Genomic DNA, 12,557 nt, shown 5'->3' on the forward strand with positions numbered 1-12,557 from the left:
TGACGCGTTGGCGCCATGCGTTACGTTCCAACACAGAACACCTGTCACGAAATGGAACAGTTGGACAGTTTCCCTGTGCAAACGCTATTGCCCCGCCTTTCGCACCCGGCCATACTGCCCCTTCGAAGCGGGTGCCATGACGCCCGTTCAGGAGACAGCGTGCGCACCACCCCATCCCCCCTGCTGGCCTTGCAACAGGCCCGGCGACATCTGCTGGAACACGGCCATTGCCCCACGGGCCTGGTGGATGAGCGCCTGGCCCGTTCCTGGGGGCGCAGCATGGCCGCAGGCCTGGCCCCTGCCGGGCGCGCAGCGGCCGATTTGCCCAGCCCCGGCGAGCTGCGTGAGGCCATGGCCTGCAACCACAGCCTGCTCACGCATTCGCGCCCCATCATGGAATACCTGTTCGACCAGGTGCGCCACAGCCACAGCGTGGTGGTGCTGGCCGACCGGGCCGGCATGCTCATGCACACGCTGGGCAGCCCCGGCTTTGTGGACAAGGCCGAGCGCGTGGCGCTGACCTGCGGCGCCTCGTGGCACGAATCCCACCGGGGCACCAACGCCATTGGCACGGCGCTGGCCGAAGGCACGGCGGTGGAAGTGCATGGCGGCGAGCATTTTCTGGAGCGCAACAGCTTTCTCACCTGCGCGGCCTCGCCCATCCTCTCGGCCACGGGCGAGCTGCTGGGCATCCTCGATATCTCGGGCGACCACCGCAACGGCCACGCCCACACCCTGGGCCTGGTCAGCACTGCGGCCCGCATGATCGAAAACCGCCTGCTGGTGGCCTCCTGCAAGCGCAACATCCGCCTACACCTGCACCGCGAGCCCGAGGGCATTGGCAGCGTGGCCGAAGGCATCGTGGCCGTGTCGGCCGATGGCTGGATCGTGGGCGCCAACCGCGTGGCCCTCACCCAGCTGGGCCTGCACATGGGCGACGTGGGCGCCACCCCGCTGGCACAGGTGCTGGACGTGCGGCTGGATGACCTGCTCTCGCACCACCACCGCCGCCCCCAGCAGCCCCAGGCGCTGCGCCTGCGCGGTGGGGCGCTGCTGTATGCGCAGGTGCAGCTCGACGCTGCCGCCTGGCCCGCCGCCCGCTGGGTGCGCGGCACGCCGGGTGCCCCCGCCGCCAACGAATCCGCCGACGACGCCCTGGCCCGGCTGGACACGGGCGACGCCCGCTGGCGTGCCGCCGCCGACAAGGCGCGCCGCGTGGTGGGCAAGCCCATTGCGGTGCTCATCCAGGGCGAATCGGGCGTGGGCAAGGAAGTGTTTGCGCGCGCCCTGCACGCCAGCGGCCCACGCCGCGCCGGGCCCTTCGTGGCCATCAACTGCGCGGCCATCCCCGAGCACCTCATCGAATCGGAGCTGTTCGGCCATGTGGCTGGCGCCTTCACCGGTGCCCGCAAGGAAGGCAGCCTGGGCCGCCTGCGCGAGGCCCACGGCGGCACGCTGTTCCTCGATGAAATCGGCGACATGCCGCTGCCCCTGCAAACCCGCCTGCTGCGCGTGCTGCAAGACCGCAGCGTGACGCCCGTGGGCGCAGGCCACGCCGTGCCGGTGGACTTTTGCCTCATCAGCGCCACGCATTGCCAGCTGCTGCAGGCGGCCGAGCAGGGGCGCTTCCGGCACGACTTGTACTACCGCCTCAACGGCCTGACGGTGCAGCTGCCCGCCCTGCGCGAGCGCACCGACTTCGCCGCCCTGACGGCGCAACTGCTGGCCGACCTGGCCACCGAACAAGGTCTGCCCCACCCCGTGCAGGTGGCGCCTGACCTGCTGCAGCGCCTGGCCGCCCACCCCTGGCCCGGCAACCTGCGCCAATACGCCAGCGTGCTGCGCACCGCCTGCGCCATGCTGGCCGAGGGCGAAGACACGCTGGGCTGGGAACACCTGGGCGATGACATCGTGCAGGCGCTGCAAACGGCGGCCCCGCCCTTGTCCGCAAGGCTGCCAGGGCTGACCACCGCCAGGCCGGTGCCTGCGGCAGCGGTGCTCAGCCTGCAGGAACTCTCCAGCGCTGCCATCGACCAGGCGCTGCAAAGCGCGCGCGGCAATGTCTCGCAGGCGGCACGCCAGCTGGGCATCAGCCGCCAGACGCTGTACCGCAAGCTGGCTGCGCGGGTGCATTGATTTGCTATTGAATGCATAGCTGCTTGCGCTTATCCATCAAGCGCTACAGGCCATTTATGCTTCTTTCTGTTTTCAGGGGGCTTGTGTCCGCCAGTCCTTCTCCGCTGCGCCGGGCATCCCTTCGCCAAGCCGTTGTGGCGGTCGCCACCTTGTGGGTTGTCGCCGCGGCTTGGCCTGCCCATGCCCAGCAGCGTTCCGCGCCGCTACCGGCCGGGGTGCAGCGCATTGCCGACGTGCCCTACGGCCCAGACCCGGCCCAGCGCATGGATGTGTATGTGCCTGCAGGTACTACCGCAGGCGTCAGCGCGCAGCCTGCACCCGTCATCTTCATGGTGCACGGCGGTGGCTGGCGGATTGGCGACAAAGCCATGGGCCGCGTGGTGCAGGAGAAGGTGAACCGCTGGGTGCCCAAGGGCTTCATCCTCATCTCTGCCAATTACCGCATGCTGCCTGCGGCCCCCGTGTCGGCGCAGGCGCGCGATGTGCAGGCTGCCCAGGTGGCGGCGCAGCAGCGTGCCAGCACCTGGGGCGGGGATTCCGGCCGCTTCATCCTCATGGGCCACTAGGCAGGCGCCCATCTGGTGGCCTTGCTCAACGCCCGCGCGCCGCAGGCCCAGCGCGAAGGGGCGGTGCCGTGGCTGGGCGCCCTGGCGCTCGACAGTGCTGTGATGAACGTGCCCGCCGCCATGCGCGCGCGGCACCTGCGGGTGTACGACGATGCGTTTGGCAGCGACCCCGCCCATTGGGCCACGCTGTCCCCGTTCCACCAGTGGACGGTGGGCGCGCCCCCGCTGCAGATGGTGTGCTCCACCCAGCGCGCAGACCAGCCCTGCGCCCAGGCCGAAGCCATGGCCCGCCACGTGCGCAGCCAGGGCGGCCGCGCCGAAGTGCTGCCCCAGGCCCTGAGCCACGGCGAGATCAATGCCCGGCTGGGCCTGGACAGCGACTACACCCGCGCTGTGGAAGCCTTCATGGGATCGCTGGACGCCGAGGTGGCCCGCCACCTGCAGTGATGCGAAGGTAGATTGCTACTGAATCAATAGCTGCTAGCGCTTGCAGGATAAGCGCTAGAGCCCGTTTTCATTCAGATTCTTTGCGCAGATATGGTGCCAGATACCGCCCCGTGTGGCTGGCCGGGTTGGCCGCCAGTTCCTCGGGCGTGCCCACGCCCACCACGGTGCCGCCGCCCGCGCCGCCTTCGGGGCCCATGTCGATGAGCCAGTCGGCGGTTTTGATCACGTCGAGGTTGTGCTCGATGATGACGATGGTGTTGCCCGCATCGCGCAGCTGGTGCAGCACTTTCAGCAGCAGGTCAATGTCGGCAAAGTGCAGGCCGGTGGTGGGCTCGTCCAGGATGTAGAGCGTGCGGCCGGTGTCGCGTTTGGACAGCTCCTGCGCCAGCTTCACGCGCTGCGCCTCGCCGCCCGAGAGCGTAGTCGCCGCCTGGCCCAGGCGAATGTATGACAGGCCCACGTCCAGCAGCGTCTGCAGCTTGCGGGCTATTGTTGGAACGTCCTTGAAGTACGCCGCAGCATCCTCCACCGTCAGCTCCAGAATCTGCGCAATGTTCTTGCCCTTCCACAGCACTTCCAGCGTTTCGCGGTTGTAGCGCTGGCCGTGGCAAATGTCGCAGGGCACGTACACGTCGGGCAGAAAGTGCATCTCCACCTTCACCACCCCGTCGCCCTGGCAGGCCTCGCAGCGGCCACCGCCGGAGGATTGCGACACGTTGAAGCTGAAGCGCCCCGGGCCGTAGCCGCGTTCCTTGGCGGTGTTGGTCTCGGCCATCAGCTCGCGGATCGGCGTGAACAGGCCGGTGTAAGTCGCAGGGTTGCTGCGCGGCGTGCGGCCGATGGGGCTCTGGTCTACGTTGATGACCTTGTCGAAATACTCGATGCCCACGATCTCCTCGTGCTCGGCCGGTTCTTCGTGCGCGCGGTGCACTTGGCGCGCCACGGCGGCATACAGCGTGTCATTCACCAGCGTGCTCTTGCCGGAGCCCGACACGCCCGTCACGCAGGTGAGCAGGCCCACGGGGAAGTCCACCGTCACGCCTTTGAGGTTGTTGCCCGTGGCGCCCACCACGCGCAGCGCCTGCACGGCGCCCTGGCGTGCGTGGTGCTCTGCCATGCGCTCGGCGCGGCGCTTGCTCGCCTCGGTTTGCGGAAAGCGCGACTTGGTCTTGGCCTCCACCACGGGCGCGGGCTGGTCCAGCACCGGCAGCCAGGGCGTGCGGCGCTGGGGCACGGCAATGGTCCGCGTGCCTGAAAGGTATTGGCCCGTGAGCGATTGCGCATTGGCACGCACTTCGTCGTACGTGCCCTGCGCCATCACCCGCCCGCCGTGCACGCCCGCGCCGGGGCCCATGTCGATCACATGGTCGGCGGCGCGCATCATGTCTTCGTCGTGCTCCACCACAATCACGCTGTTGCCAATGTCGCGCAGGTGCTGCAGCGTGGCAATCAGACGGTCGTTGTCGCGCTGGTGCAGGCCGATGCTGGGCTCGTCCAGCACATACATCACGCCCGTCAGGCCCGAGCCGATTTGCGATGCCAGGCGAATGCGCTGCGCCTCGCCGCCGCTCAGCGTCTCGGCGCTGCGGTCCAGGCTCAGGTAGCTCAGGCCCACGTCGTTCAAAAACTGCAGGCGCGTGGCGATCTCGCGCACCACCTTGTCAGCAATCTCTGCCTTGGCCCCCGTCAGGCGCAGGGCCTGGAACCAGGCGTGCGCATCGCTCAGCGTGGCATGGCTCACTTCGTAGATGGCGCGGGCTTGCTCGCCTTCGCCCACCTTCACATGGCGTGCCTCGCGGCGCAGGCGCACGCCGTGGCATTCAGGGCAGGGCTGGGTGCTGCGAAAGCGCGCCAGGTCCTCGCGCACCACTGCCGAATCCGTCTCGCGGTAGCGGCGGGCCATGTTGGGGATGATGCCTTCGAAGGGGTGCTTCTTGGTCACCGTCTTGCCCTTTTGCGCACCGCTGTCGAGGATGTAGCTGAAGGCAATCTCTTCCTCGCCCGAGCCGTACAGAATGGCGTGCTGCACCGGCGCAGGCAGTGATTCAAACGGGGCCTCGATGTCAAACGCGTAGTGCTTGGCCAGGCTCTCCAGCATCGCAAAGTAGTAGCCGTTGCGCCGGTCCCAACCCTTGATCGCGCCGCTGGCCAGGCTGAGCGTGGGGAAGGCCACCACGCGTGCCGGGTCGAACACCTCGCGCTGGCCTATGCCGTCGCACGCCGGGCAGGCACCCATGGGCGAGTTGAAAGAGAACAGGCGGGGCTCCAGCTCGGCCAGCGAATAGCTGCACACCGGGCAGGCGAACTTGCTGCTGAACAGGTGCTCCTGCCCCGTGTCCATTTCCAGCGCCAGCACGCGGCCATTGCCTTCGTGGCCACCTACGCGCAGCGCGGCCTCGATGCTCTCGGCCAGGCGCTGCTGCAGGTCAGCACGCACCTTCACGCGGTCGATCACCACGTCAATGTCGTGCTTTTCGGTCTTCTTGAGCGGGGGCAGGTTCTCGTGCTCGTAGATCTGCCCATCCACCCGAAAGCGGATGTAGCCCAGCGCCTGCATCTGCGCAAACAGCTCGGTGAACTCGCCCTTTTTCTCGCGCGCCATGGGCGCGAGGATCATCAGCTTGGTGTCCTCGGGCAGCGCCAGCACGGCGTCCACCATCTGGCTCACGGTCTGCGCAGCCAGCGGCAGGCCGTGGTCGGGGCAAAACGGGGTGCCCGCGCGGGCGTACAACAGGCGCAGGTAATCGTGGATCTCGGTCACCGTGCCCACGGTGGAGCGCGGGTTGTGGCTGGTGGCCTTCTGCTCGATGCTGATGGCGGGCGACAGGCCTTCGATCAGGTCGACATCGGGCTTGTCCAGCCGCCCCAGAAACTGCCGCGCATAGGCCGACAGGCTCTCCACATACCGCCGCTGGCCCTCGGCATACAGCGTGTCAAACGCCAGGCTGGATTTGCCCGAGCCGGACAGCCCCGTGATCACCACCAGCTGGTTGCGCGGAATGTCCAGGTCGATGTTCTTGAGGTTGTGCGTGCGCGCGCCACGGATGCTGATGCGCTGCTCGCGCAGGGCGCGGGCGAGGTAGGTGCCGTCAGCGGGCGATGTGGGGGCAGAAGAGTCGGTCACGGGCGGCAAGTCGCGGAGGGCAAGAAAACCCACCATGATAGGCCAGCCGCTTTTTCCCTGCGGGGGTGTCTGCCAGGGCCTTTTGGGGGCGGGGCGGGTCGGGTCGGCCGGTGTCTCTGGCGGGCTTTCGGCGCTGCTAGTGCCAATCGGTGAAAATCCTGCTTTGCATCACTAGGCCACAGTGCACACCGTGCCGGATTCTTCTTCCTCCCTGCCCCACGCGGCTGCAACCCGCCCCGCACCCCCCGCAGAGCGCATGACCGCGCTGGAGCGCCGCTCCAGCGTGAGCCTGGCGCTGATTTTTGCCTTGCGCATGCTGGGCTTGTTTCTGGTGCTGCCCGTTTTTGCGCTGGAGGCCCGCAAATACCCCGGTGGGGATGACCCTGCGCTGGTAGGGCTGGCCATGGGCATTTATGGCCTCACGCAGGCGGTGCTGCAGTTGCCGCTGGGCATGGCGTCTGACCGCTTTGGCCGCAAGCGCGTGATTGTGCTGGGCCTGCTGGTGTTTGCCGCAGGCAGCTTGCTGGCGGCGCTGGCGGATTCGCTCACCGGTCTGCTGGTAGGCCGCGCGCTGCAGGGTGCAGGCGCAGTGTCGGCCGCCGTGACGGCGCTGCTGGCCGACCAGACACGCGATGCCGTGCGCACCAAGGCCATGGCGCTGGTGGGCGGCAGCATTGGGCTGATGTTTGCCGTGGCCCTGGTGGCCGCGCCGGTGCTGACGGCGGCGCTGGGCTTGTCGGGCCTGTTTGGCCTGACCTGTGCGCTGGCCCTGGCCGGTGTGGCCGTGGTGCTGTGGTGGGTGCCGCCTGAACCTGCGGAACTGAAGAACGCGCCCCGTGGCCGCCTGGCCGATGTGTGGGCGCACCCTGATTTGTTGCGCCTGAACCTGGGCGTGTTCGTGCTGCACACGGTGCAGCTGTCGATGTGGGTGGCCGTGCCAGCCATGCTGGTGCAGGCCGGGCTGGGCAAGGACCAGCACTGGCAGGTGTACCTGCCGGCTGTGGTGCTGTCGTTCGTGGCCATGGGCGGTCTGTTTGCGCTGGAGCGCAGGGGCCACCTGCGTGCCGCCTTGCTGGGCGCCATCGGCCTGGTGCTGGGGGTGCAGGTGGGGCTGGGCGCCTTGTCTGCCAGCGGTGCCGTGCCATCGTTGTGGGTGCTGGGGCCGCTGCTGTTTGTGTTCTTTTGCGGATTTAACGCGCTGGAGGCCAGCCAGCCCAGCCTGGTGTCGCGCATGGCACCGCCCCAGGTGCGCGGCGCGGCGCTGGGCAGCTACAACACGCTGCAGTCGCTGGGCCTGTTTGCTGGCGGAGCACTGGGGGGCGCGCTGCTGAAGTGGTCGGGCCCCGTGGGCTTGTTTGCCGCCACCACGGCGCTCATGGCCCTATGGCTGGCGGCGTCCTGGAAGCTGCGCCCCGTGGGGCGCAACGAGGCTGGCGCCGGGCACTGAAAACCCGCCCGAGGGCGCGTTACCAACACAGCCCCTGGGGGCTGCGTCGGGCCTGCCGCCCGCGGGCCGGTTGCGGCACAATGGCGGCTTTCTTCCATCTGGCGCACGGAAATTTCTTCAAATCCGGCGCTTTTTCATTGCAAGGTACAGCTATGGCATCCATCAACAAAGTCATCATCGTCGGTAACCTGGGCCGCGACCCCGAAATGCGCACGTTTCCCAGCGGCGATCAAGTGGCCAACGTGACGATTGCCACCACCGACAAGTGGAAAGACAAGCAAACCGGCGAAATGCGCGAAGCCACCGAATGGCACCGCGTGGTCTTCAACGGCCGCCTCGCCGAAATCGTGGGCCAGTACCTGCGCAAGGGCTCGCAGGTGTACGTGGAAGGCAGCCTGCGCACCCGCAAGTGGACGGACCAGTCCGGCGTTGAAAAGTACAGCACCGAAATTCGCGCCGACCAGATGCAGATGCTCGGTGGCCGCCAAGGCATGGGCGGCCAAGGTGGCGGCCAGCCAGGTGGCTATGACGACGGCGGCTACGGCGACCAGGGCGGTGGCGGCTACGAGCAGCAGGCCCCCCGCCGCGCAGCCCCCCCACCACGCCCCATGGCCGCGCCCGCACCCCGCCCAGCGCCAGCGCCCGTGGCACAGCCTCCGCGCGCTGCGTCGGGCTTTGACGACATGGACGACGACATTCCGTTCTGAGGCCATCCATCGCGGCACTTGTTGAGAACCGTGAAAAAAAGCCCCGCAGCTATGGCGCTACGGGGCTTTTTTCTTGGGCGACCGGGCTACACGCACGCCCGAAGGCAAACCACCAATTTTGAAGAAAATGGCTTCCAGCATTTGTTGGACAAGCGCTAGCCGCTATCTTTTTGATAGTAAAGATTGAACGGCATCACAAATGCCGCACCAGGCCTCAGGTGGTGGGCGTGCTGTCTACCGCCGCAATCACGCCGCCGCCCAGGCACACGTCGCCGTCGTACAGCACGGCGCTTTGGCCGGGCGTTACGGCCCACTGCGCTTCGGGGAAGGTGAGGGCAAAGCCCTCGGGCGCAGCTTCCAGCGTGCAGGCGGCGTCCTGCTGGCGGTAGCGGGTCTTGGCGGCATAGCTGCCGGGCGTGGGCGCGTGGCCTGCGCACCAGCTCACGTCTTGTGCCACCAGGCGGTGCGACAGCAGCCAGGGGTGGTCATGCCCTTGCACCACACGCAGCGTGTTTTTCTCCAGATCTTTGCGGGCCACGTACCAGGGCTCATGGTCGCCGCCGCCGCGCACCGGCTGGCCAGACGGTGCTTTCGCCCCGGTGCCTTTTTCCTTCACGCCGCCGATGCCCAGGCCCTGGCGCTGGCCCAGGGTATAGAAGCTCAGACCCACGTGCTGGCCCAGCTTGCGCCCCCGGTCGTCCAGGATGGGGCCGGGCGCGTGGCTGATGTAGCGGTTCAAAAACTCGCGAAACGGCCGCTCGCCAATGAAGCAGATGCCGGTGGAGTCCTTCTTCTTGGCATTGGGCAGGCCAATTTCTTCGGCAATGCGGCGCACCTCGGTCTTGTGCAGCTCGCCCACGGGGAACATCGTCTTGGACAACTGCGCCTGGTTCAGGCGGTGCAGAAAGTAGCTCTGGTCCTTGCTCGGGTCCAGGCCCTTGAGCAGTTCGTGCAGGCCGGTGGTCGGGTTGTGGCGCAAGCGGGCGTAGTGGCCGGTGGCGATCTTCTCGGCCCCCAGGCGCATGGCGTGGTCGAGAAAGGCCTTGAACTTGATCTCGGCATTGCACAGCACATCGGGGTTGGGCGTGCGGCCGGCCTGGTATTCGCGCAGAAACTCGGCAAACACCCGGTCCTTGTAGTCGGCCGCGAAGTTCACATGCTCAATCTCGATGCCAATCACATCGGCCACGGCGGCGGCGTCCACGAAGTCGATGTTGGACGAACAGTACTCGCTGTCGTCATCGTCTTCCCAGTTTTTCATGAAGATGCCGACCACCTCATGGCCCTGCTTTTTGAGCAGGTAGGCGGTCACGGCCGAGTCCACGCCGCCGGAGAGGCCGACGACAACGCGCTGTTTGGTAGGGGAAGTCATTGCCCCGATTGTATTTTTGATGGCGGCACCGCCGCTGCGTGGGGCTTCAGGCGGGCAGCGGGAGCGGGGCGAAGGCGCTCTCGACCCGGTCGCGGCCCGATGCCTTGCCCCGGTACAGCGCCGCGTCGGCCTGCTGCAGCACCGCATCCAGCGCCTGCGGGTGCGAGAAGCCTTGCGATACCCCGATGGTGACGGTGCACCGGATGGGGCCTTGGGCAGAGATGCTGGGCACTTCGCTGTGGCTGATCGCCTCGCGCAAGCGCTCGGCCAGCAGGAAGACTCCGGCGGGTTCGATGTCCAGGGCCACGACCAGGAATTCCTCGCCCCCCAGGCGGCAGATGAGGTCGCCCTTGCGCGCAGTGGCCTGCAGCACCTGGGCCACGCGGCCCAGAACCAGGTCGCCCATCTGGTGGCCGTGGGTGTCGTTGATGCGCTTGAAGTGGTCGATGTCCACGATCAGCAGGTGCGCGTTGCCCGCCGTGCGCGAGCGGAAATGCATCTCCAGGCACGCCATCAGCCCGCGCCGGTTCAGCAGACCGGTGAGGGGGTCCTGGGTGGCCATCACGCGCAGTTCATCGGTCAGGCGGCGCAGCACCAGCCACACCATGCAGGGCGGCAGCACCGTGCCCAGGAACGACATGTAGACGTAGAACACCGTCTGGAAACCGCTGTTCATGTCCAGGGCGGGCAAGCCGGAGTGCAGGATCATCACCAGCTTGGCCGCGTTCAGCCCGCAGATACCGGCGATCAGCACGGCAAACACCGTCATCTCGGCCCGCATGTCTTTGGCGAACGAGCGCATGCCATAAAGCAGCGCCACCACCATCGCCAGAAAAAGCAGCGCGCAGGCGCCAGCCAGCATGGCATGGCGGGCCTGTGTGCCCAGGGTGAACTGCACCAGTAATTGCGCAGCGGTGTACAGCCCCGCCACCGCCAGCAGGGGGCGCAGCACGGGCACGGGGCGGTTGAAGAAGCGGGCCGCGCCCAGCGCGTAGGCCACGGGGGCGCCCAGCGTCATGGTGTGGTTGATGAACCCGATAGCGCGGTGGTTGGCGACGCCGCCCACCAGCTGCAAGGCATACGCCACGCCCAGCAGCAGATTGCCCAGCGCAAACACCTCCATGCCCATGCGGTTGCCGTCCAGCCGTTTGCTGATCAGCAGGAACATGGTGCTAAAGCACAGCAGATGCACGCAAAGCATGCCGAGAATGACGGTGGCAACCATGGGCAGAGGGTGGGTGAATGCAGGACGCGCAGCGTTCCACCGCCCGAAAGCGATGGTGCCAATGCCGTGCATCCTAGTCCGCTGAATCCTTGAAATCGGCGGTGCGTGAGGGTTTGGCAAGGCCGCAATCTAGGCGCCGGGCGCAGCCGGGTTGGACACCCGGCGAGCACGGCAACGACGAGTGCGGCCTTGCCAGACCCTCACCCTGCGGGCCGGGGTTGCAGCGGGCGCCCGGCTGCGTTGCATGCTTTGCCAAGGCGGCCAGCCTTGGCTGCAGCATGCGCCTTGCCGTGCATCCCGCCGCAGCCCTGGCGCACCGCCGATTTCAAGGATTCAGTGGACTAGGGCCAAGCCGGGCGGCGTGGGGCAATGTCGCACTAGGCGGCAAGTCTATGGAATGCCCATGACAGAAGGGGCTGGGGTTTGCCGCACAGGTGACTTGCGGGCGACTTGCGGGTGACTTGCCCAGGCCGCCTGCCAGCGTGCGGTGGCAAGGCCCGCAACTGTGCGACCATCACGCCCCATGGAACTGCGCCAACTCCGCTACTTCGTCCGCATCGTCGAACTCGGCTCTATGGGCCGGGCGGCGGTGGATCTGGACATGGTGCAGTCGGCGCTGAGCCAGCAGATCAGCCGGCTGGAGAGCGAGCTGAGCACCCGGCTGCTACAGCGCACGGCCAAGGGCGCTGTGCCGACTGAGGCCGGGCTGGCGTTCTTTCGCGAGGCCCAACTGGCCCTGCGCCATGCCGACCAGGCCGCGCGGGCGGCGGCGCAGGCGCGGCTCACGGGCAGTGTGAGTGTGGGCCTGTCGCCCACCACGGCTTCGGTGCTGGGCGTGCCGCTGATGCGCGCCATGCACGAGCGCTACCCCGATGTGCGGCTGCACATGGTGGGCAGCTTGTCGGGCCACCTCTCCAACATGCTCAACGCCCGCCAGCTCGATCTGGCGGTGCTGTTCGATACCCAGCCTGCCCGCCGCTGGAGCGTGCTGCCGCTGCTGGAAGAGCGGCTGTTCCTCATCCGCTCGGCCCAGCGCGGCGTGCGCAAACCGGCGCTGCGGCGCAAGGTGGCTCTGGCGCAGCTGGGCGATGAACCCCTGATATTGCCCACCGGCCCGCACGGCTTGCGCAGCCGACTCGACACCGCCTTCGCCCAGGCCCGCGTGACGCCGCGCCTGGCCATGGAAATCGATTCGCTGGCACTGCTGATGGATGCGGTGGACATGGGCCTGGGCAGCACCATCCAGCCCTGGGCGGCGGTGGGCCGCTATGCAGACGCAGGCGAGCGCTTTGTGATGGCCGAAATCTCCGATGCCCCAGCCTTCCGGCCCGCGGCGCTGTGCAGCTTGTCGGACGATGAACTCTCGCCCGCCGCCCTGGCCGCGCGCGTGGTGCTGGGCGACTGCGTGCGTGAGCTGGTGCAGTCAGGCCACTGGGTAGGCGCCAAGCTCACTTCGGCCGTTTAGACGGTCAACCCATCACGATTCGTGATGGGGCCATGCCTTGGCAGCCCCTGCGCAAGCGGCGGGGTTCT

The 12,557-nt window shown here is 67.5% G+C and carries 9 protein-coding genes; 6 read left to right on the forward strand and 3 right to left on the reverse strand.

The features are described 5' to 3' along the window. Positions 1 to 159 precede the first annotated feature (159 nt). The 3 genes from BDD18_RS08975 (at position 160) to BDD18_RS22820 (ending at position 3,149) form a co-directional block, all read left to right on the forward strand. Positions 160 to 2,136, forward strand: coding sequence for a sigma-54-dependent Fis family transcriptional regulator (locus BDD18_RS08975; RefSeq protein ID WP_244939048.1), 1,977 nt, complete (start codon positions 160 to 162; stop codon positions 2,134 to 2,136). Positions 2,137 to 2,219: 83 nt separating this feature from the next. Beyond that, complete coding sequence (locus tag BDD18_RS22815) at positions 2,220 to 2,702, forward strand: alpha/beta hydrolase (RefSeq protein WP_338071800.1); 483 nt, start codon at positions 2,220 to 2,222, stop codon at positions 2,700 to 2,702. 15 nt (positions 2,703 to 2,717) lie between these two features. Further along, positions 2,718 to 3,149 (forward strand): hypothetical protein, encoded by a 432-nt coding sequence (locus BDD18_RS22820; protein WP_338071801.1) that lies wholly within the window; start codon positions 2,718 to 2,720, stop codon positions 3,147 to 3,149. A 67-nt stretch (positions 3,150 to 3,216) separates the two neighbouring features. Here the strand turns inward: BDD18_RS22820 and uvrA are convergent, their stop codons facing one another. Then, the gene (gene uvrA / locus BDD18_RS08985) at positions 3,217 to 6,309 is read right to left on the reverse strand and encodes an excinuclease ABC subunit UvrA (RefSeq protein ID WP_142082801.1); all 3,093 of its coding nucleotides are present in this window, start codon (positions 6,307 to 6,309) and stop codon (positions 3,217 to 3,219) included. Between the two features lie 220 nt (positions 6,310 to 6,529). Between uvrA and BDD18_RS08990 the strand changes: the two genes are divergently transcribed. Together BDD18_RS08990 and ssb are read left to right on the forward strand one after the other, a co-directional pair. Further along, positions 6,530 to 7,720, forward strand: coding sequence for an MFS transporter (locus BDD18_RS08990; RefSeq protein ID WP_142084007.1), 1,191 nt, complete (start codon positions 6,530 to 6,532; stop codon positions 7,718 to 7,720). Between the two features lie 152 nt (positions 7,721 to 7,872). Then, the gene (ssb, locus tag BDD18_RS08995; protein ID WP_142082802.1) at positions 7,873 to 8,427 is read left to right on the forward strand and encodes a single-stranded DNA-binding protein; all 555 of its coding nucleotides are present in this window, start codon (positions 7,873 to 7,875) and stop codon (positions 8,425 to 8,427) included. 214 nt (positions 8,428 to 8,641) lie between these two features. Here ssb and mnmA read toward each other — a convergent pair whose 3' ends face one another. Together mnmA and BDD18_RS09005 are read right to left on the reverse strand one after the other, a co-directional pair. After that, a complete protein-coding gene (mnmA, locus tag BDD18_RS09000) occupies positions 8,642 to 9,799 on the reverse strand; it encodes a tRNA 2-thiouridine(34) synthase MnmA (RefSeq protein ID WP_142082804.1) in 1,158 nt (385 codons plus the stop codon). A 46-nt stretch (positions 9,800 to 9,845) separates the two neighbouring features. Next, entirely contained in the window at positions 9,846 to 11,024 is a 1,179-nt protein-coding gene (locus BDD18_RS09005; RefSeq protein WP_142082806.1) for a GGDEF domain-containing protein, read from the reverse strand. Positions 11,025 to 11,547: 523 nt separating this feature from the next. Here BDD18_RS09005 and BDD18_RS09010 point away from each other — a divergent pair. Further along, entirely contained in the window at positions 11,548 to 12,489 is a 942-nt protein-coding gene (locus BDD18_RS09010) for a LysR family transcriptional regulator (RefSeq protein ID WP_142082807.1), read from the forward strand. Positions 12,490 to 12,557 lie beyond the last annotated feature (68 nt).

Origin of the sequence: Acidovorax temperans (assembly GCF_006716905.1) — a bacterium.
GTDB classification, from domain to species: Bacteria; Pseudomonadota; Gammaproteobacteria; order Burkholderiales; family Burkholderiaceae_C; genus Acidovorax; species Acidovorax temperans.